Below are 23,387 nucleotides of genomic sequence, written 5' to 3'. Positions count from 1 at the left end.
TAATAAAGTCTCTTGCTTTTACTCTTGCGACGGCGGGTCTTATTCTTCATCTAAAAACTTTTGAGCAATATCATCAAACTCTTGTGTGATCTCCATGAAGCAATCAACCATCAGAGGATCAAAATGAGACCCTTTGCCTTCACTAATAATACTCACGGCTTTTTCATGGCTAAATGCAGGCTTATAAACACGTTTACAAATGAGTGCATCGTATACATCGGCAATGGCCATCAGTCTTGCAGAAAGCGGGATATTTTCGCCAGCCAAACCTTCGGGATAACCTGAGCCATCCCACTTTTCATGATGATAATAGGCAATCTCTTTGGCAAAAATAAGAAAGTTATCTGCAATATCCATCGACTTTTCAGCTGCATTCAGTGCATCTCGACCGAAGGTGGTATGCTTTTTCATTATGTCGAATTCTTCATCAGTAAGCTTACCAGGCTTCAGTAAAATACTGTCTTGAATACCGACTTTACCAATATCGTGAAGTGGTGCTGACTTATACATTGCAGTGATGATTTCTGGGGTTAAGATATCCTTAAAATCTGGGGTTTTAGCCATCGCAATAGCTAAGGCTTTTACATAATGCTGTGTTCGCCTAATATGATTTCCTGTTTCAGGATCACGAGACTCAGCTAGCGCTCCCATTGCCACCATTGCCACATCTTGAATCTCAGCAAGCTGCTTGGTTCGCTCAATCACTCGCTCTTCTAGAATTTCATTTTGACGTTCAACTAAATCACGAGATGCTTTCAATAATAAGTGGTTTTTAACCCGTTCTTTTAAAATCGCCGGGCTAATGGGCTTAGTAATATAATCCACCGCACCTAAGGCTAACCCTTTGGTTTCATCCTCTTCCTGTACTTTGGCGGTCAAAAATATAATAGGGATATCTTTGGTCTCATCTTGAGACTTAAGATACTGACATACTTCATACCCATCCATTTGGGGCATCATCACATCCAGTAAAATTAAGTCAGGTTTACGCTTATCAATAATCTTTAACGCAACTTTGCCGCTAAGGGCTGCTTGGATTAAGTAGTCATCTGACAATACACCTTTAACCACTTCGATATTAGTCGCAGTATCATCAATAGCCAGAATCGTCGCTTTCTTTGAATCAACCATTTTATATCCTTATTTATACTTATTCATGGGCACTAAGTCCCTTTAACTGTCACCAAAATATGTTTAAGTTGTTCTGACGCAGCATCAAAATCGTATTCGCTGAGTGTGACTAACAGCGCCTCTAATAGTCCGTTTAGTTCAGGGGTAATGGTTTGCTCAAGTAACAGTTCGACACTGTCCCCTACTGTTGAATCAAAATCGTCAATTTGCTCGGAAATCGAACCCAGTTTTACCAGCAAATCTTCATCACTGATAAAAAGCTGACTTTCGCTATGGGAGGCTGCACCTAATGAATTAATAACTTGCTCTTTAAACTGTGGCAATAAAACTTCTGCTGCATCAAAATCATATTCAGATAATGCCTCATAGAGTGCTTGCCCAAGATCTTGCTTCATCCCTTTAAGGCCATTAAGCACCTCTTCAATACTGTCCACAGCAGTGCTATCCATCATATCGATTTGCTCACTGAGCGCCTCTACTTGGGTTAAAAAAACCGCTTGGCTTGGCCAATTGTCTCCTAGTAAGGGGGAAGCTTGCTCTGCATCTTGCTGATTGGCATGTGCCATATCATGCTCAATCTGAGTCACCATTTTGTCGATTTGAGTGCTGCATTCATTAAACAGTTGAATAATGACCTCAGATTCCACACATTCACCAGCTTGTTTTTGCTCGTTCAGTGCAGCTTCTAATTTAGCGGCTAAAGGCACGACAAAATTAGCCCCAACATTACCCGCCACTCCCTTTACAGTGTGAATGGCAATAATCGCTGTGGTGATATCTTTGGCTGCAATGGCTTGTTTTACCCGCTCAATTGCATCTGATTCTGAGGCCGCCACTTTAGCGAGCATTTTTCGGTAAGCTTTTACGTTACCTGACATTCGACCAAGAGCAGTTTCAACATCAAAATCAGGCAATATTAACGCTGGAACCTTTGATTGCGCTTGCGGTTCTTCTTGTGAAGACTCATCTAAAGTGAGCCCTGTTGGCTCAATCCATTTGGCTAATGTTTGGTAAACTTGCTGAGGATTAATTGGCTTAGGTATATGATCATTCATACCTGCAGCCTCACATTTTTCTCTATCGCCGCTCATCGCATTTGCTGTCATAGCAATAATAGGTATAGATTGCATATGGGCATGTTGTCTAATGGTTCTGGTTGCCTCATAGCCATCCATCACTGGCATTTGAATGTCCATCAATATTGCAGCATATTCGTGTTCAAGCGCCATATTCACCGCGATTTCACCATTACACGCACATGACACTTTCAAGCCTGCCATATGCAACAGTTCTGTGGCGATCTCCTGATTTATGTCATTATCCTCAACCAATAATACGTGAGCACCGACGATATCTTTCGCCGCAGATACATCCATTTTATTATGATTACTGGTAGACTTTATTGCCGCAGTTTTCCCCATGACACTCAATACGGTATCCAATAATGTTGAGGCGCTTACCGGCTTAGTAATCGCACTATCAATACCAACATCACTGGCTTTTTTAAGCATTTCATCACGGTCGTATGCAGTCACAATCACAAGTTTAGGTTGTTCTGACAACATCGCATCTTCACGGATAAGTTGACACAGTTCAACCCCATCCATACTAGGCATTTTCCAATCTGCCAATATCAACTGATAGGGTTTACCTTGCTCATCTGCTATTTTGATTTTCTCAATTGCTTCAGTTCCTGATGCAGCCACATCAGGTAAAAAGCCAAGGCTTTCAGACAAGGAAAACAAAATCTCTCTCGCTGCTACGCTGTCATCAACCACTAAAACAGGTAAATTCAATAAACTTTTACTTGATACTGACTGCTCAATATTAGCTTCATCAGTCGGTTCAAAGGTTGCAGTGAAGAAAAATGTACTGCCTTTTCCAGCTTCACTTTTCACCCCAATAGCGCCACCCATCATTTCAGTTAAGGTTTTACAGATAGTTAACCCCAGTCCTGTGCCGCCATACTTACGGGTTGTAGAAGCATCTGCTTGACTGAATGACTGGAATAGTCGCGACTGCTGCTCGGGTGTCATTCCAATCCCCGTGTCTTTGACAGAGAATTCAACAGTGACAACATCATCAAATTGTTCAACCAAACGAGCACTGACAATAATTTCACCTCGTTCAGTAAACTTCATAGCATTATTGGCAAGGTTTAACAGTATTTGGCCTAACCTCAATGGATCACCTTTAAGGCCAGTGGGCATATTCGGCTCAATATCGATTAATAACTCAAGGCCTTTTTGTTGGATTTTATGAGAAATCATCTGCACTAGGCTGTCAAAGCTATCGTTTAAATTAAACGGGATCACTTCAAGATCAAGTTTACCGGCCTCGATTTTTGAGAAGTCCAAAATATCATTAATGATACCTAATAGTGATTCGGCCGAATTTTGAATTTTGGCAACATAGTCTGATTGCTTGCGGGTAAGATCGGTTTGTTGAGTTAAATAACTCATACCGATAATGGCATTCATCGGTGTGCGAATTTCGTGACTCATATTCGCTAAAAAGTCACTTTTAGCTTTAGTCGCTTCATCAGCAATTTTAACCGCGTCTTCTAACTGGCGGGCATTTTCTTTCTCATCGGTTATATCAATGAAGTTACCGACTAAACCAGCAGGCTTATCATTGCTGTCCTTAAACCCTGTCACCCAATAGAGAGTGTCATGGACTTTCCCATCACCAAATGGAATGCGCATTTCTTTCTTTAACGTCGTTTGATTGCAAATGACGTCAGTATCTTCCGCTTGATATAACTTGCGATCATCTGCACTTAAATAAGTTAAATCAGCGACTTTAAGTCCTACTAGCTCTTTAGCTTTAACATTGAAGGTCTCTTCATAGGCTTTATTAAAACCTAAGAATCTCCCCTCAGCATCTTTATAAAATAATGGCAGAGGAACGGTATCAATCAATATTTGCTGTAATTTCATTTGCTCAGCAAGTGAGCTTGTTGCCTGTTCAGCTTTTTGCATCGCGTTTTTCAATGCATCTTCTGCTTCCTTACGCTCAGTGGTATCCCTCACAATACCGGTGAACATCTGCTCTTGATCAATCACCGCTTCACCAACAGCGACCTCAACCGTAATCTCTTGGCCATTTTGGCGAAGACCTGTTAGTTCAAATACTGAAGTATCACCGCTGCTCGCTTTATTCAGCAAGTAGTGGCTGTGAAATGCCGGTTGTATCAATTGGTCGATATTAGTATTAATCACTTCATCAGAGCGATAACCAAATATTGCCTCAGCGGCTGGACTAAACTCTTCAATTACACCTAATGTATTTACCACAATGATTCCGTCAGAGGCATTATCAATAATGGTGCGAGTTCGCTGCATTGAGACTTCCAACGCTTTAGTGCGATCATGGACTAACAATTCAAGTTCTTTTCTTGAACGAGTTAATGCCCTTGTCGCTCGTGTACCGACTCTTAAGGTAAACAAGGTACTACCGAGCATTAAAGCCAATGAAATAAACACCACAGACCACACGGTTCTCTTGAAGGTATTGATAAGTGCAAAAGACTCTTCAACATCAACTTCAGCCGCTAAGCCCATCGATAGCCTCTCATCCCATAGCCAACTACCAATGACTTTTACACCTCGATAATCATTATATCCATCAAGGTTCTTCCCAGATGTTTTGTTGCTAATACCTTGCGCCATTTCTGTCAATTCCCAGTCGGGATTGGGCGGAATAATGTTGTTTGCTCTAAGTAAATTAACACCAGGATTGGCAACACGAATATTAAGCGAGGCATCTTGATTTTGATCAATTAATCCAATGTCACGCAGCTGGCTTTCAAAACGCACGTTAGAGAGTAATAACCCAGCTTTATCGACAGCATAAATTTCACCACTATGACCAATAAACCCAGCAGACAAAATTGATGAGAAAACACCATTAAAGTTGATTCGCTTAGTTAAAATGGCAATAACTTGGTTATTACTATCAACGACTGGGGATGCAAAAAACATCGTCGTGGGTTTATCATCAACTTTGCTCTCAACACTTTCAGAAAAATACACATCAGATCGAATAGGTGGAATAAAGACGCTTTCACCAGCAAGCACTTTATTGAGTAATTCAGGGTGATGTTGGTTAATAAGGTTAATGTCGCCAATATTAGAATTACGTCGAGATGATAAATTCACCATATTGGGGGAGATGATAAAGAAACCATAAGAGCCTGGTTCGCCTTCTCTATCACTGAAAAACTGTCTAATTTTTGATTGAATGGGCGACTCTAATAACGCATCACGGTCACGTGGGATCACCAACAACTGTTCCACCATTTTGACCAGCTCTTTATTACGAGCCACTTGCTCTAAACCATCTAATTCGTAGTCAACCCAGTAAAATAACCGCTGATGAGTGGAAGTAAGCAAGGTGTGTAAATTGTACTCAACTTCTCCACGATTTTTGTGTTCCGTATATTGGGTGATAATCGCAATAAGCATTAATAAAATCAGCGCTAATATGCTTAAACCAATCAAGACTGAACGCTTAAAGCTATTAGAGCCAAATTTATTCGCTAAATCACTATCACTCGTTTTTAAAATTCTTGAACTAACCAACATTCCTAGCACAAACAAGCCTATGACAACCAAAATACCCGTGAGAAATGAGTAAATGATTTGGGGCTCCGAGTCTTCAGTCGTCGATACATTGCTGGATAACCAATCATTTTTAGTTAACATCAAGTCACGTAATTTAAGTGAATTTAAGCCTTTTTGTAGTATCGAATGTAGAATGGGATGCTGTATGTTGCTGTATAAGTGAACCGAGGTTGGTGGAAAAATATCTTCATCGATTGCCCTTATTAATGAGCTCAGTTCATCTTGCTTAAGTGAATGTTGTATCGCAATTTCTGAATCTAGCAGGGCATCGACTTCTCCAGATATGACCCGTTCAATAGAGTCTTGCATACTGGCGGTTTCGACAATGATCATTTTAGGGTAAAAGTTCTGCAACTTTCTGATTGAAGTATAACCCTTTGGTATGGCAATCTTTGCGGTGGCTAAATCGATACTATTTTTAAATCGAAGGTTATCTGCTTTTACATGAAACAGTTCCCTAACTAAAAAAAACGGCGTGGTGTAATAGCCAAACTCTTTCCGAGCTTCTTCCATATAGGCGTCAGGGATTAAGTCTATTTCTCCACGATTGAATGCTTCAATGTTGCTATTCCACTCGCCTTCAACCACTTCAAGCTGCAAACCTGTCTTATTGACAATTTTATTGACAACAGCCCCTGCGAAACCGCCTATCTTTCCATCTTCCTGCATAAAGAGCATAGGTGGCCAATCATCAATGGCTATAACCACTTTATTATCTTTGATCCATTGTTGCTCTTCAGCTGTTAAGCCGACTTTTTCAACCTGTTTAATAACAAGCTCATTCGCAGAAGAACGCAATATGATTTTATCTGCAAATTCAAACAATAATTCAAGGTAGTCTTGTTTTAGCTCGTGATAAATATCACTATTAATGATATCCATCGCTTGTTTACGATTATCGTTTTTAATCAGCGATAAGGTGCGGTTTTCAAGGATAATTAACTGTTCATTGGTTTGTTCAAGTTTCTCAATCAGTACTTTGTCATCAACATGTTGCCTAGACAATAAGGTACTAATAAGTGTTGTTAGTTTAGGCTCATATTCATGATAACGACTTAACCATTTTTCATCTCCCGAAAATGCATAGCTTAATACTGACGATGTCAAAATCTCGTCATAGTATTGTAATTCTGTAGTGAGACTTTTAATTTCGGCTTCAGATAAATGCTTGTAAGCAGTAGGAGCGGGCTCAGCCGTTGATGAAGGGAGATATAGGCATAAAAAAGCAGCCGCCAATACAATCAATAACAAACGGAATGAAGAAGTAGAAAGATTGCCTGAGGGCATAGTAATGCATCCTTACATCAAAAAATACCACACTTAAATCTACACTTAAAATTATTGGTTAACAAGACTTTAAACATGAAGCAAAATTGTTAAACTCATGATTTTGATAGCCATATACAAGTTATACAATAAACATAAAAACGCAGTGAAATGGTAGTAAAAAAACCTAATTCTTCAGAAGAATATAAATCACTGATTTGTCATTATTATGCAGTTCAAGGTCTTTAGAATTACTTCCCATTTATTGGCAACTGATAAAGACTCTCATTGGTTTTTGCGTAACTTAATCGAGCTATTCGCTGCGTAGTATGATAGCTATCAAGCCCTGACACTGTTGTTGTATTAAGCGACTCTATATCAATATAACCATCAGTTTTCACCGCAGCATCATCCACTAACACATGGGTGACTTCTCCAATGACGAGTATCGTATTATTGATTGTTAATGGCACAATTTCTCGTACAGACAAAGAAAACTTAAGCTGACTTTGTTGAACAAATGGCGCAGCAACACCATCGATATAGGTTTCTGTAAGCCCTACTGCATCAAACTCTGAAATAGCATCATCGTACCTAGCCGAAGTTTGGTGTGCCTGCTGATAAATATCTGCCGATACGTGGTTGATGGTGTAACCACCAGTGCGTTTGATATTGGCTAAGGTATTTCGGGGGACCGCTTTATTCTCAGCGGCGCTGATGTTCTCTGTTGGAGTGTTATTTTCTGGTGTGGGCTGCACAGCCGTGGGGCGAATTATCATGCCGACTAACGCAGGCGACGCGCCAATGTGAAACACCGAGCTTATCATCGCCAAATTAGTGATGCCTTGTTCGTCAATTGTTGCCACTAGATTGGCGCTTTTAAACCCTGATAAGCTATTGATAAATCTTGCTCGTTGACGAGCTGCAAAGCCATTAATATCTGCTGAACTAAAATGCTTCATTGCCATAATATGATGACGTTTCCTGTAGGTTGTAAGTAGTAGGTTGTAAAATGCATTCTGACTATGGTTAGCGCTGATTCAAAGTAAGGTTTCTCGATGCCAGTGTGCCGAGCTGAACATTAGATATTATCTAAATTGGCTAATAATCCGTGGGCATGCTTAAGTATACGAGCCCTGTCAGCCTCTGGTTTTTTAAGCCAATTGGCGTACACCATTCTAGTGCGAGGGTTGGCATTAAAACGGTGTTGATGCTTATCCATAAAGTGCCAGTACATCGAGTTCAGCGGACACGCATCCTCCGTGTCAATTTGATTCACCTTGTAGTGGCAGTCTGTGCAATAGTCGCTCATTTTTTTAATATAGTTACCGCTAGCGGCATAGGCTTTAGAACCGACAATGCCGCCATCAGCAAATTGGCTCATACCTCGCGTATTAGGCATTTCAACCCACTCAATCGCATCGATATAAATACCTAAATACCACTGGTCTACCTCATCAGGGTGAATGCCAGCAATCAGGCAAAAGTTACCCGTGACCATTAAACGCTGAATATGATGAGCATAGGCATAATCGAGGGATTGTTTAATGGCATGGTGTTGACAATTCATCTTGGTATTAGCGTCCCAAAACCAACTGGGCAAGGCTTGAGTAGCATCTAAATGGTTTAGCTGTTGATACTCGGGCATATTGGCCCAATACACGCCACGGACAAATTCACGCCAACCTAAAATTTGACGAACAAACCCTTCAATTTGAGCTATTGAGATGGCACCCTCTGCTTGGCGATAAGATGCAATTGCGGTGTCGACCACATGTTGTGGACTGAGCATTTTGCTATTAATGGCAAAGGATAGCCGAGAGTGGTATAAGCTCCATTGTCGCTGAGAAAGCAAGGTATCAAGTTGGCCTGTCATCGCATCTTGAAATTGACCAAAACGCACTAAACAAACGCGACAAAAATGCACTAATAAATCCTGTGACTCCTGACGCGTTACAGGCCAAAGCAAGGTCTGTTACATGTTACCTATGGTGTGAATGTCATGGCGCTTTAGCCGTGCAATTATTTCGCTAACATCATGACTAAAGACTAATGCTTCGGGTACATGTTCAAAGTCAGCAGGGGTTAACTTTTTCCTGTTTTCAGYATCATAATTCCATTGCCCACCTTCTGGATTGTCTCCATCCATCAGTAAATTAACCCGTTTACGCATCTTGCGATAAAAGTGCTCTAAACGGTGTTTCTTACCCGCTTTGAAGTACTCATTGAGCTCTGAATCAGACAAATAAAAGTGTTCTGTTTCATAGGCTTGAGTCGTAAAACCTGTGTTGAAATTCATATCATTCGCTAACTGCTCTCGCAAGCGATACTCATCAGGTAACTGATACTCAAACTGTGTAGCTTGGTATTGCTCAATCAGGCTATGGAGTAATTCAGGTAAATCTATAAATGACGCTGTGTCATCTAACGTTAAATAGCACACACGATGCCCAGCTTGCTGTAGTGCCTTAGCWAAGGCACCCATTGCCGCAAAAAAAGCACACACCTTTTGCCCATGATGACGGGTGTAGTTTGTTTCTTGTTTTAGCTCAGCAATAACATATAAAGTCTCTGGACAGGTCTGACGAAACCAAGAATGTGACGCATTAAGTTGATCGCCTAAAATCAGTCGTAATCGATTGGCTGTTTTCATGACGTTTCCTTTTTAACTAATGGCTTATTAGCTAATTCAGCCTTAGTCAGTGTTGTATTCACGAGTAAGGTATTTGCGGGTAAGGTTTTCGCTAAGCTTGCATTAACTGATCGTCTTTCACCCGCACAGCGCTTAGAGCAGTACTTCACATTTGGCCAATCTCGCTGCCATTTTTTACGCCAACTAAACGGCCGCTGACAAACCAAACAAATTTTTTCAGCAAGGGTGCTTTTTACGCCAACGGATTTTCTCATTAATCATGCCTAACATGACGCAGCAACAAACGCTGCGCTTCTTGTTTTACCTGTGGGCGGCTTCGCCATTGCCACAACAGACTTTGCGCAGCTTTATAGCTTTCAGTTAGATCAACAATTGGCTCAGGGTATTCAATACCGAGTTGGACTTGATGCATCATTTGCTCCATTGGTGACAACATCCAAGGTGAATGCACTAAAGGAGCTGGAATATCTTCCAGTTCAGGTAACCATTTTTTGACAAACTCGCCATCAGAATCTTTTTCGATACCTTGCTTTACAGGGTTATAAATCCGAATGGTATTGATGCCAGTAACCCCAGCTTGCATTTGGAATTGGCTGTAATGGATCCCTGGCTCAAAGTCTAAAAACAGCTGGGCAAGATGCTGCACACCCAAACGCCAATCAAGCTGTAAATGATGGGTCAAAAAACTCACTAACATGGCACGCATTCTAAAGTTGATGTAGCCCGTGTGAATTAAACATCGCATACACGCATCCACCATAGGAATACCTGTTTTACCGGTTTTCCATGCCTCTAACTTGAGCATAGCAGCGACCCCTTCGGCTCGTGGTAGATCAATGTAGCCACGATTAACTGGTCTAAACTCCATTGCTGATTCACTTTCAAACTTTTGGATAAAATGGCAATGCCAGTGCAGCCTTGAGCTTAACGCCACCAAACTGCGCCGCCAGCCTTTGGTGTTCCAGTGCTGTAAAAGTTGCTGGTATACCTGACGCAAACTTATATTGCCCCACGCTAAATATGCCGATAACCGTGAGCAATGTGTTTGACTTAATACAGGGCTTGATAATGAATACGCATAAGACTGGCCACGCCCTTCAAAAAACGACGTTAGCGTTTGCCAAGCTGATTGTTCGCCACCATATTGAAATGTGCCTATAGCGTTGGGCAGCGAGGCAGCACATCGACTCAATGAACCTTTCGCTTCATCATCAATCAGCCAATCAATTACCGATAAATCAATATTTGCTAAGGGCGCACGCATGACCTTTTGCCAGTGCTTGTCCCAATTTTGCCTATCAGTTAACCCCCGTATCACTGCCGCATAGGGTGTTTCATGCCAATCAATGCCTTGAATTTCACACCATTGCCCCACCTCAATGTCGCGTTCAAAGGTACTATTAAGCCCCACCTCTTGATGTGAATATAACGCCGATATACCAAATTGCTGATGTAAATCTGTTAAGGTTTCTGTCACGTTATCAAGGCTGCAACGTAATGCGCCTTGAGGGACTCGGTGCTGGATATCCTGTAAGGATTGATTGATAAACTGTAAGTGGCGAGCGGAAGTGTGTTTGTCGTTAACGACTATGGGCTCAAAACAATATAAAAGTAATACAGGCAAACCCGAGTTAATTGCCTCCAATAATGGCGCGTGATCAGACAAGCGTAGGTCTCGTTTAAGCCACACAACCGCTATAGGCATTAGCCAGCCTCCTGATGTTCTTGTGGCCAATCGGCAGCATCAAGGCTATCTAAGTTTAACGCTAGCTCTTGCTGCCATTGCTCGCCCAACCAATGGCGAATAAAAACATGCTGAGGGTCGTACATGGCTGTTTGTTTTTCGATATTGAAATGGCGACCACCACGTGGATCGACACCAACGCCAGCAATGTACTGCCAGTTTCCCCAGTTAGATGCCACATCATAATCAATCAGTTGTTGCTCAAAATAGGCAGCGCCATAGCGCCAATCAAGGCCTAATTCATTCACTAAACAACTGGCTACAATCTGTCGCCCACGGTTAGACATGTAACCCGTCGTATTAAGCTGTTTCATGCAAGCATTGACCAAAGGATAAGGGGTATTACCTAAGCACCATTTTTTAAATCGCTCAGGGAAAAAACTTGTCAGAGGCTTGACTGCCGCTTGGCCTTTAAAATGAAATAACTGCGGGCCATGTTGCCAAGCAAGCCAATGAAAATACTCCCGCCAAAGCAGCTCAAAGCCTATCCAGTATGTCGACTCATTCGCGCCATGTATGCGCTCATATTGCTTTAGCTGTGACCATAACGCCCTTGCCGACACATTGCCGAAAGCGAGAAATGGACTGAATTTAGTCGAATTTTCAAAGCCATCGAGTGCATTACGAGTTTGTTTATAGTCGCTGGCGTAATGACTCGAAAAATAATGTTCAATATGCTTATTAGCCGCATTTTCACCGCCAGAAAATAGAGCGGAAGATGGCGCTTGAAACTGACTGAAGTCGGTTTCATATTGGCTGACTAAGGTGATTGGTTGTGGCGAAATACCATTGAAGGTATCGCAAGGTAACTCCACTGGTAACTTCGCCTTTTCAACTTTACGGCGAAACTGCGAGAAGCTGTTCATTGCATCAATATAAGGCGTCATTTGCTGCTGATTGAACAAACCATTATTCCACTGTGCAAGTAGAGTGACATCTGGCAGGTTTTTACCTATTTGCTGCCAAGATTGCCTTTCATCCCAGCCCACTGATTTACTGTAACCTAGCGCATTAATGCGGTTTTGTTCGGCCAACTGAGTAACCACTGCAACTGGATTACCAAAATATAACTGCAATGAGTGCCCTAATACACTGAGCTGTTGTTGAAGATCTGCCAAGGATTGCAGTAAAAAACTGAGTTTGTGTGGTCCCATTGATTGCTGCTGGTAACATCTTGGTGTAAACCATTGCTCATCAAACACATAGGCAAAAGCCAAACTTGGCGTTTGCTGGTTTGAGCGACCACCATGCTGCACTGATTGCGCGTGACGCAATAACGAATTCAGCGCCATGTTGTCGTGTAAGCGAAGGTCTTGAGTAAACACAAATAAGCAGCGATTGTCTGACAAAACACACCCTAGAGATTATTCAAACATGCTATTGATACGAAGCGCACACCAGAAAGGTTTACTAGAAAAGTGAACTGCTAAGTGAGAGGAGGGAAGATCTGTATTCATCAATAGCAAATAGACTTATACCGCTTTGCTAAAGTTTATGTCGCTCTGCTATGGTTTATAGCGCTTTGCTAAGGCTTAAGTCGCTCTACTATGGTTTATACCGCTTTGCTATGGTTTATGTCGCTCTGCTGAGGTTTATGCCGCTTTGCTACGGCTTTTGATTCACAGCTAAAGGAGATGTTAGGGATCGTTTGGCTGCGCTTTGGTGTGAGACTTGCGACTGGCACTTTGTTGCTGCTCAAGTTCACGTTGATGGTTTTCATGATTAACCAGTACTAGGGTTAAATACATTTTCGTCGGCAATGACAACACCATCCCAAATGCCACACACATGGCGCTGAGAATAATCCCCTTCACTCCCATCACTTCAACAGTGTGGTTAAAATTATGTAGATAAATACCAAGTAAAATCAGACAAATGCCACAACAAATACAAGTTCTAAGTATCACTATTAACGTTGAGCTTTTTATCATGGTTCACGTCCTTGATAATAAATCTGAGCAAGTTATATCTCGAATCGAGCGTATATCGGTATTTAGGTGCTCTACATCCTTATTCTAGGTAAACATGAGACGCTTGATCTACCCATTCAAATTAAGCAACTTATCCTTAGCCTAAGTTTTTTAAACGGTAACTTATATCGTCTAGCAAAACGCTTAGTGCTAAAGTAACCAACCTATTTACCCCAAGGGTTATTTGGATCTTGTGATGGCGCTGGGCGGTTTTTATTACGAGATTTATTTTGAGCATGATTATTTTGAGCATAGTTATCTTGCGCTCTGGGTTTATCTTTTCCGTACTTGTTGGGGCGACTGTTATTACGCTTCATTTCTTCGTAATCAGCTGTGGCCTTTTCACGCATTTCTGCAATTAACTCAACAGTCAGCTCTTGCGGCTTACGTGGCACGATGCCATCAGCAAAACCACGTTCACGGGGTTTTAGCTCAAACTGGGCAGCATTACCTTTTGGCATGCTTTTAAAACGATACAGATAAAAGCTTTCAACGCGTTCTCGCGCCCATTCGGTTTTCTTTAAAAACTTAAGGCATGACTCTAAACTGGGATTATTATTGAAACACTCTAAGCGCAGGGCTGCGTATAAAATCTTCCAGTCATAAAAATCGACTAGCTCAGCGACCATTGTTTCTGATTTTAAACCATGCAGTGGATTGTTTCGTTGTAGTTCAACCATAAGAGATCCCAAAAATGCCGATGAGCGAAATATAAACCTCATAATAGCAAGCAATCGACACGCTTAGCTATCTCGCTGGGTGTTTATCCCAAAAGCTTTTTCTGTTCACTACGATACTTTTTACTCTGATGGCGATAATTGGTCTTTCTTTGTTCTAATAAACTCGGTATAACGGCGCAATGAAAATCCCAAAACGAATCCAACCTCTGGTTGAAGAAGGCTTAGTCGACGACGTCCTGCGCCAATTAATGAGCGGCAAGGAAGCCAGTGTTTATGTTGTGCGCTGCGGCGATAATATTCGCTGCGCCAAAGTCTATAAAGATGTTGATAAGCGCAGCTTTAAACAAGCCGTTCAATACCAAGAGGGACGAAAAGTTCGTAATAGCCGTCGCGCCCGAGCGATGGAGAAAGGCTCTAAGTTCGGCCGAGACCAGCAAGAAGAAGCTTGGCAAAACGCCGAAGTTGATGCGCTATATAAATTAGCCGCTGCGGGTGTTCGCGTGCCTGAGCCTTATGGTTGTTTTTCTGGTGTGTTACTAATGGAGCTCGTCACTGACAGTGAGGGGGTTGTCGCCCCTCGACTTAATGATGTTGTCTTTTCAAAAGAAGATGCCATACGCGATCACGCCAGTATGATTGAATACGCTAAATTAATGTTATGTGCTGGGCTTATTCACGGAGACTTATCAGAGTTTAACGTACTGGTTGATGACAAAGGCCCGGTGATTATCGACTTGCCACAAGCGGTTGATGCCGCAGCCAACAATAATGCTGTGTGGATGTTCGCCCGTGATGTAAACAACATGACAAACTACTACAGCCAGTTTGCCCCAGAGCTTGCTAACACCCAATATGCCAAAGAAATGTGGGCATTATTTGAAGCAGGAGAACTAACGCCAGACACTGAACTTACAGGTGAATTTGCAGAAAGCGAACACATCGCTGATGTTGACTCTGTGCTTGAAGAAATCAACGCAGCACGGGAAGAAGAGCAAGAAAGATTGCAGCGCATTATTGATGCGAATGAAGATTGATGCCAATGAAGATTGTTAAGAGAAACCTGAATGCAAACCGTATCTACCAGCGAGTGAAACAACTTACTCACTCGCTTTGGCAACCATAAAACACGACTAAAATAATCGCTAAAGCAATCACTAAAGCCCAAGCGTGTTGAACATTGTGCTTCATCATACAGCCTGCCTATTTAGCTAAGTTCCTCCCCTCCTATCAAATCAATTTGAAAATACTACCCCCGTTAACAATGTTAATTTCAGGTTAGTGATATTGCGCATTTTATTTATGATTTTTATATTAAATTTACGAACTCATTCACAATCTGAAATGGGATAACGAACTTAGATTAGCGAGCTTGGCTCTCATAAGCACTTACACAATAAATAAGTCATCTTATGAGTACTATCGAATCAATCACCTTAATGCTAGCGCTAGTCTATAGCATCAGTTTACTTTACTGGAGTAAACAAAAATGGGGCGCGGCTATTAGCGCTGTATTACTTGGCTCTGCCCTGTTAATGACTCTCCATTGGCCGTTATTTGTCGGCCTAGTCGTGGCACTGGTTGCGGTGACAATGTTAAATAAGTTTCAACCTGCACTGGCCCAAGGCGGCGCTGCTGCTGGCGAAAGCTCAAGAGGCAATAACAAAGCCAACCAATTACGAGAAATGATAAGGCACTTACTGGCGTTATCTATGCTGCTTGTTGGGGTACAATTTGCCATCAATTCCGCCATGCTTAAAGCAGGAGTCGAACCCATATTGGTTCGTCCAGATATTGGCGATGCCTTTTTACCGATTGCAGGCGGAATAGAACTTAAAGCCATTTTAGGGCTGGGGTTATGGGATAAAAACCACCCTTCTGCTGCCGTCATGTTAGTGGTGGTTTTACTCACAGGCTTATTATGTAAGCGCGCCTTTTGTGGCTGGGCATGCCCACTTGGATTAGCTGGCGATTACCTTTACGCCCTTAGAAAGAAGTTCATCAAACAAGAGTTTGCTCCACCAGCTTGGTTAGACTGGATATTGCGCATGCTTAAATACTTGCTAATGGCAGCGCTGATTTTATTAGTCTTCACTATGCCGCTTGCCAGTATTCCTCATTATCTTGATGGTTATTATCACAAAGTCGCGGACTTAAAGATGGCGCTGTTTTTCTTAAAACCGACTATCATAAGCCTTATCTGTTTCAGTATTATTCTTGGTATTGCCGCTTGGAAGAAACAAGGATTTTGCCGATATATTTGCCCTTATGGTGCATTTTTAGGGCTACTCAGTTTTTTAAGTCCGTTCAAAATACGCCGCACCACTGAGCAATGTTTAATTGAAGGCAAAGGGATGAAGTGCGATAAATGTACTCGCGCTTGTCCAGCTAACATTATCGTTCACACTCAAACGACAATTCGTAGCGACGAATGCCAAGCTTGCATGAAGTGCATCTCAGCTTGCCCTAAACAAGAGGCGCTGCATTTTAGCACTCGTTGGGGAACTAAAATGTCTGCCAGAGGCTTAACAATATTACTGCTGTCATTGCTATTTATGATCCCACTTTGGGCATATGTTGGTGGTTTTTGGCATAGCGAAACGCCAACAGAAATAAGAATGATGTTAATACAACATTTAGGCAGTATTGGTCATTAACAGCTATTTGTTAGATTCAAAGTGATATCAATGAATCCACAATATCATCCAGAAAAATGCCGCTAACGTCATTGAGGCAGCATTGGTCATTAACAGCTATTTGTTAAATTCAAAGTGATATCAATGAATCCACAATATCATCCATAAAAATGCCGCTAACGTCATTGAGGTTAGCGGCATTACTTTTACTCGTTCAGTTAAACTGTATTTGAGGTACTATGCCGCTTTACTGGCAGCTTCTGCCTGGCTTGCTAAGTATTCATCAAACGTACCGTGGAAGCTCACTAACTGCTTGTCTTTCACATCAATGATATGCGTTGCCAATGACGATACGAACTCGCGGTCATGGCTAACAAAAATCAACGTACCTTCAAATAATTTAAGGGCGTTATTTAACGCTTCAATCGCTTCCATATCCATGTGGTTGGTCGGTTCATCCATGACTAATACGTTAACGTCTTGCATCATTAACTTGCCGTATAACAAGCGATTCTTTTCACCACCTGAGCAATTACGGGCTTTCTTGTTCGCATCATCTTCAGTGAATAACAAACGCCCTAGCATGCCACGCACCATTAAATCGTTATGCTTTGGCGTTCGCCATTGCGACATCCAATCAAACAAAGACAAGTCATTATCAAAGTCTTTGCTGCTGTCCTGTGGGCAGTAACCAATAGCAGCGTTTTCAGACCATTTTATGGTGCCATGGTTATTAGCTAATTCGTTGACTAAACAACGCAGTAATGTGGTTTTACCGACACCGTTTTCGCCAATAACCGCAAGCTTAGCCCCCGCTTCTAATATTAAATCACCACCTGCAAATAAGCTTTCACCGTCAAAGCCATGACCTAATTCTTCAAGCACTAATGCCTGACGATGCATTTTTTTACTTTCATCAAATCGCAGTGATGGCGTCATACGGCTCGATGACTTCACTTCATCTAAACTGATTTTCTCAAGTTTTTTAGCACGAGAGCTTGCTTGTTTTGCTTTCGAGGCATTGGCGCCGAAACGATTAACGAAGTCTTGCAGCTCTGCCATTTCGGCACTCTTTTTAGCATTACCTGCTAATAATTGTTCTTGAATTAACCCAGAAGCTTCAAGGAAGTATTCGTAGTTACCAGGATAAATTCGCAGCTCACCGTAATCAATATCGGCCATGTGAGTACAAACGGAGTTCAAGAAATGTCTATCATGTGAAATGATAATCATGGTGCACTTACGTTGATTAAGTTCACCTGCCAACCAAGAAATAGTATGAATATCCAAGTTGTTGGTCGGTTCATCAAGTAACAAAATATCTGGGTTTGAAAATAGCGCCTGTGCCAGTAAAACCCGCAGTTTCCAGCCCGGTGCAACTTGTTGCATTAAACCAAAATGATAATGTTCTTCAATACCTGCTTCTAATAGGATTTCACCGGCACGAGATTCTGCGCTGTAGCCATCCATTTCAGCAAATTCACTTTCAAGTTCAGCGACTTTCATGCCGTCTTCTTCACTCATTTCTGGTAACGAGTAAATACGGTCACGCTCTTGCTTCACTTCCCATAGTTTTGCATCACCCATGATCACAGTATCAACCACACTGTATTGCTCGAATGCGAACTGATCTTGGCTCAATGTACCGACTTTCAAACCGGGAGTAATCGAGACATTACCAGAACTCGGTGCTAACGCACCGCTAAGGATTTTCATGAATGTTGATTTACCACAGCCATTAGCACCAATTAGACCATAACGGTTACCGTGGCCAAATTTAGCGGAGATATTTTCAAACAATGGCTCTGCGCCAAACTGCATGGTGATGTTGTTTGTACTAATGATAGTGGTAACCCTCGGGGTAAATAGTAGAAAAAGTGAGCTTAAAAGCAGCGCGGCAGTATACAGACTCTACTGTGTATTAGATACCCGAAAGATGAGTTTAATAGAGACTTGGGGCATGGATTGCGAAAGTAGGGTAAATATTAGCGGTTACGATTAGCTATCGATCTAGTGTCCCAAAAGCCAAGTTGTAAATTGATAGACACGATCATGATAAAAAATTCCCGCCCTCATGAACGCTAACAAAGCAATGGATTAATCGTTTATCTGAGCATGAATGAGATGTTTGATATTAATGTTTAATATTAATGTTTGATATTAATGTTTGATATTAATGTTTGATAATAAGATTTGATCATAAGATTTGATCATTTCCAAACTCACTTTTGGACAAAAGTGAGTTTCGGAAAATAGGAATTTGGCAACTAGTAAATAACTACAGATATGAAAAGCCGCTCACTTGGTGGTGATTTAGTCATGTTTGACAACTTCAATAGAGTGAGAAAGCTCTTGAGCAAAATCAGCGAATGTACGAGACTTACGACCTGTCACTTCTTCAACGGTGTTAGTAGTCAGGGCATAGTCACCTTGAGTGAACCAGGTGATCATTTCCCCTAATTTGTCCGACAACCAGTCACCTAAACCTGCCTCTTTTAATGCACCGACAAGTGCAACTTCTGGGATATCAATGTAAGTAATCTCTTTACCACTTGCAGCACTCAGTAATTTAGCGTGCTCAGATGAAGTCAGCGCTTCAGAGCCTGTAATATGGTGCGTTTTTCCTTCATGCCCACTTTCTGTTAACGCTGCAACAGCAACCGCTGCAACATCGTTGATATCTACGAGACTGAGTGCCGTGTCACCAAGTGAAGAGTAAAAACGACCCTCTGCGTTTATGCTTGGAAGGTTAGCGTAGAAGTTCTGAAAAAAAGTATTAGGCTGAATTAACGTATAATCTAAACCCGATTTTTTGATCAGGTTGTCTGTATACGCGTGCTCTCTGATCACTTCTGAAGTTGCATCTAAACTTGCTTTCAGGCCCGACTGCTTAACAATGTGTTTTACGCCAGCTTCTTTTGCAGCCTGAATGACATTTTTCACCCAAGTTGTTGCCATAGGATGAATAGGCGTTAACAAATAAATTCTTTGGATATTTTTAAACGCGGAAATCAGTGAAGAGACATCATTGAAGTTTCCAATGCGAATACGTTCTTTTTCTAAATTAAGTCTTGACGCCTCTTCATATGTTGCCGCCATAGCACTAAAGTCTGCTTGCTTTTCTTTCAATTGATTAACAATGGCTGAACCTGTATTGCCTGTTGCGCCCATAACTAAGATTGTCATTGTGAATTATCCTGTGGTTTATAACGAAATAACGAGCCCGACAGCTCGTGAACAAAACAACTATAGATTGAACCGATAAATTTTAGTACGCTGATTAATGGGCAACATAATCCCGAACAATGGGTCAATAAGTCACTCTCAATCATCGGGAGAACAGAATGAAATACAGCAATGAGTTAGTTGCTTTTATTGAGGTGGCGCGTCTTGGCAGTTTTGCAGAAGCTGCACGTTCACTTAACCTACCTACAACAACCATCAGTCGGAAGATTCAACTACTTGAAACAGAGCTAGGTGTTCGATTATTTAATCGCACCACCAGATCGCTATCTCTTAGTGAGGTTGGAGAGCGCTTATTGCCAAGGGCAAAATTAGTGGTTGATACTATGCGCGAATTGAAAGATGAAGCGACATTTCACAAAGCGAATCCTGTAGGCACTTTACATATTTCTGCACCTGCAACGGTATTTTCTCTTCTTGCTCCGCTGTTTTCGGAGTTTTTAAACAAATACTCAAGTATCAAACTAGAGTTTGACTCCTCAAGTCGAACCAAAGACTTAACGGCAGAACGAGCCGATTTCGCCCTTCGCCTCGGACCACTGAATGATTCATCACTCATTGCGATCCCCATATCACTATTACACTATTCACTTGTTGCCCATAAACAGCTCGTAGAGAAACATCCTCCAATCAGTAGACCTGAAGACTTGTTAAAGTGGCCCTGCATTCTAAACCACAATGATGGTTTGATATTGCCTTGGCGCTTCATGTTTCAGGGAGAGTCTATCGATCTTAATATGGATCACAGCTTACTATCGGATGATCTTATCATATCCGTTCAAATGGCCTTGCAAGGTGCAGGAGCGGCGTATCTGCCGACTGGATTAGTTCAACAGTATATCGACGAAGGAAGACTAATAAGCTTGTGTGAGGAATGGATCCCGCGAGGTAGAGAGCTATATCTGGTATACACCGACAAACAACATTTGCCTTCAAAATCTAAGGCGTTCATCCACTTTATCAAAAATAAACGTGAAGAAATTGCAGTATTGTTGAATGGCTAATTTGTTTAACTCCAAGATGCTCATCAATAAATGGGCATCGTAAGGAGCTAAACATTTATGAGGTTATTGGTTTGCTATCTAAGAACGGAGAGAGCAACCTGCAATATTGCCCTAACATCGTCACTGGTTTCGCCCTTCATCATCTGTAATTGAGCAAAGCTGATTTGGGCATAAATATAGATAGCAGCAAATCGGCTATCCATATCAATCGTTTTGAACTCACCTTTCTCTTTTGCCGCATCAACCCACTGCTCGAACGCCATGACGACATTTTCATAGGTTTTATCAATTTGTTCGATCGTTGATTCTCCTAGACTCAAGCGCGATTCTTTCATATTCGCAAACAGGCACCCTTTGGGCATTTCAGAGGTTTCATCCTCACTCGTGCTGTGGAATGCTAGATTTTGTAGGGTGTCGTTGAATGTGGCGTCTAAACTCAAAAAACTGAGCATTGGGCCGAGTATTGTCTTGTCGTAACGCTCTAGCACAGCATGCATCAAACCATCTTCGTCACCAAACTCGCGATAAATACCAGGCTTTGATACGCCTGCCAGTTTGCACAATTCATTTATCGATACCTGATTGATACCGAGTTTCCAATAATTTTGTTGTGCGATATCTAGCACATGATCACGGTCGAACTTTTTAGGACGACCACGTGATGCTTTTTTTTCTTCATTCATATTTTAGTACCAAGTGGTATTTTATTGTTGACAGTTTACTACTTCGCAATTAAGATACCACCCAGTACTTAATTGCACAAGAAACTTCAAAGGCATCTACTATGGCAAAACAAATCGTCTTACTTACTGGTATATCGGGCTTTATTGGTCTTCACATTGCAAAACAACTTTTAGATAAGGGTTTTCACGTCCGTGGCTCTATTCGTAATTTAAAAAAAGCACAGAGCATTAAAAATACGTTAGAGAAAGCATCTGCAGATGTAAGTGAATTGTCATTCATTGAACTAGACCTTACGTCAGATAAAGGGTGGGATAACGCCGCAGAGGGGTGTGACTATGTTATGCACGTTGCTTCGCCATATGCAGCAGCTGAGCCAAAACATGAAGATGAGATGATCAAGCCTGCTGTCGATGGTTCACTTCGCGCATTACGTGCTGCGAAAAAGGCAGGCGTAAAAAGAGTGGTATTAACAAGCTCTACGATGACGATGATGGCAACAATGAAGACTGGCACAATCGGACCCAATGATTGGGCTAATACCAACTCTAGAGACATTGGCACCTACGCAAAAAGCAAAACGCTAGCAGAGCAAGCGGCATGGCAATTTATGGAAAAACAAGATTCTGCTATGGAGCTTGTGACGGTCAACCCCGGTGGTGTGTTTGGTCCTGCATTGGGTGACGATATTACTGGGCAATCAATGACAATGATTGATCAGATGCTACGTGGAAAAATTCCAATGCTCGCCAATGTGGCAATTCCAATGGTCGATGTTCGAGATGTGGCAAGCGTCCACGTACAAGCGATGACTCACGCTAAGGCTGCAGGTCAGCGCATTGTGGCTTCTCGTTCAGAGCCAATTCACCTTAAAGAGATTGCAAAAATACTCAAAGAACATGGCTACAAAGGCCCAAGCACACGCATCGCGCCAAACCTATTAATACGTTTTATGTCTCTATTTGATAGTGAAGCAAAAGGTATGGTGGGTTTACTGGGTATGAATATCGGTGCCGACAACAGTAAAGCACGAGAGCTATTTGACTGGAGTCCTCGTCCATTTTCAGAAACTGTACTTGATGCTGCAAAATCGATTATAAAGATTCAGGGAAAGTCATAATCCTCATGCTGTATGGGTATTCAATAAGTCATAGCTTAGAGATAGCTATAGACCTTTCCTATACATACTGAGACGCTCAAAGTGATTATCAGCTTTGGGCGTTTCTTCTTACAAATTTGGTTACAACAAACCGAGCTTTAAAGTGTCATATGCAGAATTGGAAAAGGTTTTCCCATATCATCGAGTGGCGATCGCGAAACGACTTTAAACCCCATATGCTCGTAGAAGCCTACTGCCTGTGGGTTTTGTTCATTAACATCGACCTTGGATGCACCTAACTGCTCTAGTGCGTATTGCAGTAGCACTTTACCAACGCCTTGCCCTCTTGCCTCGTTTAAGATGAAAAGCATTTCAATCTTTGAGTCGTGGATACCCACAAAACCTTGTATTGAACCCGTTTCATTTTTAACACATCTTAACGTGACTGCAGGAAAAGCCTGCTCAATGATAATAGGTTTAAAAAATTCAATGTCTGCTTCTGTTATGAAGTCATGCGTAGCTCGGACTGAGTTTTCCCAAACATTAAGCATTTCTGCGTAATTTTCGGGAAGCACATTTTCTACAATCATTATGGTTTCTCTATCGTTGACTGAAATTTATGTGCAGCCGCGAGAGTGTATTTTATCGACAAAATAGA

Annotated in this window: 15 protein-coding genes and 2 pseudogenes; 4 read left to right on the top strand and 13 right to left on the bottom strand. The window is 41.7% G+C overall.

Going from position 1 to position 23,387, the window contains the following annotated elements; all coding sequences use genetic code 11:
* Positions 1-39: 39 nt before the first annotated feature.
* The 9 genes and pseudogenes from A9267_RS16260 to A9267_RS16220 all read right to left on the bottom strand — a co-directional run bounded on the left by A9267_RS16260 (position 40) and on the right by A9267_RS16220 (position 14,069).
* Positions 40-1,131, bottom strand: coding sequence for an HD-GYP domain-containing protein (locus A9267_RS16260; RefSeq protein WP_065109917.1), 1,092 nt, complete (start codon positions 1,129-1,131; stop codon positions 40-42).
* A 32-nt stretch (positions 1,132-1,163) separates the two neighbouring features.
* Positions 1,164-7,043, bottom strand: a complete 5,880-nt coding sequence (locus tag A9267_RS16255; RefSeq protein WP_065109916.1) for a response regulator — start codon at positions 7,041-7,043, stop codon at positions 1,164-1,166.
* Between the two features lie 230 nt (positions 7,044-7,273).
* Positions 7,274-7,984, bottom strand: a complete 711-nt coding sequence (locus tag A9267_RS16250) for a flavin reductase family protein (RefSeq protein WP_065110064.1) — start codon at positions 7,982-7,984, stop codon at positions 7,274-7,276.
* 119 nt (positions 7,985-8,103) lie between these two features.
* A pseudogene (locus tag A9267_RS16245) lies at positions 8,104-9,675 on the bottom strand (cryptochrome/photolyase family protein).
* A 107-nt stretch (positions 9,676-9,782) separates the two neighbouring features.
* A pseudogene (locus A9267_RS22100) lies at positions 9,783-9,929 on the bottom strand (DUF2256 domain-containing protein); the annotation flags it as partial.
* Positions 9,929-11,380 (bottom strand): FAD-binding domain-containing protein, encoded by a 1,452-nt coding sequence (locus A9267_RS16235; RefSeq protein ID WP_065109914.1) that lies wholly within the window; start codon positions 11,378-11,380, stop codon positions 9,929-9,931. The gene A9267_RS16235 and the pseudogene A9267_RS22100, both read right to left, overlap by 1 nt.
* Entirely contained in the window at positions 11,380-12,768 is a 1,389-nt protein-coding gene (locus A9267_RS16230) for a DASH family cryptochrome (protein ID WP_231919187.1), read from the bottom strand. The genes A9267_RS16235 and A9267_RS16230 overlap by 1 nt, the downstream gene beginning before the upstream one ends.
* Positions 12,769-13,056: 288 nt before the next feature.
* On the bottom strand, positions 13,057-13,347 hold the full coding sequence (locus A9267_RS16225; RefSeq protein WP_443018803.1) for a hypothetical protein: 291 nt from the start codon (positions 13,345-13,347) through the stop codon (positions 13,057-13,059).
* 206 nt (positions 13,348-13,553) lie between these two features.
* On the bottom strand, positions 13,554-14,069 hold the full coding sequence (locus A9267_RS16220; RefSeq protein WP_065109912.1) for a VF530 family DNA-binding protein: 516 nt from the start codon (positions 14,067-14,069) through the stop codon (positions 13,554-13,556).
* Positions 14,070-14,248: 179 nt separating this feature from the next.
* Between A9267_RS16220 and A9267_RS16215 the strand changes: the two genes are divergently transcribed.
* Positions 14,249-15,103, top strand: a complete 855-nt coding sequence (locus A9267_RS16215) for a PA4780 family RIO1-like protein kinase (protein ID WP_065109911.1) — start codon at positions 14,249-14,251, stop codon at positions 15,101-15,103.
* A 375-nt stretch (positions 15,104-15,478) separates the two neighbouring features.
* A complete protein-coding gene (locus A9267_RS16210) occupies positions 15,479-16,723 on the top strand; it encodes a 4Fe-4S binding protein (RefSeq protein ID WP_065109910.1) in 1,245 nt (414 codons plus the stop codon).
* A gap of 216 nt (positions 16,724-16,939) precedes the next feature.
* Here the strand turns inward: A9267_RS16210 and A9267_RS16205 are convergent, their stop codons facing one another.
* Both A9267_RS16205 and A9267_RS16200 read right to left on the bottom strand, forming a co-directional pair.
* Entirely contained in the window at positions 16,940-18,547 is a 1,608-nt protein-coding gene (locus A9267_RS16205) for an ABC-F family ATPase (protein ID WP_082972425.1), read from the bottom strand.
* 468 nt (positions 18,548-19,015) lie between these two features.
* Positions 19,016-19,888, bottom strand: coding sequence for an SDR family oxidoreductase (locus A9267_RS16200; protein ID WP_065109908.1), 873 nt, complete (start codon positions 19,886-19,888; stop codon positions 19,016-19,018).
* 158 nt (positions 19,889-20,046) lie between these two features.
* Here A9267_RS16200 and A9267_RS16195 point away from each other — a divergent pair, with 158 nt between their 5' ends.
* A complete protein-coding gene (locus tag A9267_RS16195) occupies positions 20,047-20,949 on the top strand; it encodes a LysR family transcriptional regulator (protein ID WP_065109907.1) in 903 nt (300 codons plus the stop codon).
* A 74-nt stretch (positions 20,950-21,023) separates the two neighbouring features.
* Here the strand turns inward: A9267_RS16195 and A9267_RS16190 are convergent, their stop codons facing one another.
* On the bottom strand, positions 21,024-21,632 hold the full coding sequence (locus tag A9267_RS16190; RefSeq protein WP_065109906.1) for a TetR/AcrR family transcriptional regulator: 609 nt from the start codon (positions 21,630-21,632) through the stop codon (positions 21,024-21,026).
* 101 nt (positions 21,633-21,733) lie between these two features.
* Between A9267_RS16190 and A9267_RS16185 the strand changes: the two genes are divergently transcribed.
* Complete coding sequence (locus A9267_RS16185) at positions 21,734-22,750, top strand: SDR family NAD(P)-dependent oxidoreductase (protein WP_065109905.1); 1,017 nt, start codon at positions 21,734-21,736, stop codon at positions 22,748-22,750.
* Between the two features lie 137 nt (positions 22,751-22,887).
* Here A9267_RS16185 and A9267_RS16180 read toward each other — a convergent pair whose 3' ends face one another.
* The gene (locus A9267_RS16180; RefSeq protein WP_065109904.1) at positions 22,888-23,319 is read right to left on the bottom strand and encodes a GNAT family N-acetyltransferase; all 432 of its coding nucleotides are present in this window, start codon (positions 23,317-23,319) and stop codon (positions 22,888-22,890) included.
* Between the last annotated feature and the right edge of the window lie 68 nt (positions 23,320-23,387).

This window comes from Shewanella sp. UCD-FRSSP16_17, from assembly GCF_001675935.1.
Taxonomy (GTDB): domain Bacteria; phylum Pseudomonadota; class Gammaproteobacteria; order Enterobacterales; family Shewanellaceae; genus Shewanella; species Shewanella japonica.
This window is presented reverse-complemented; position numbering and strand designations above follow the sequence as displayed.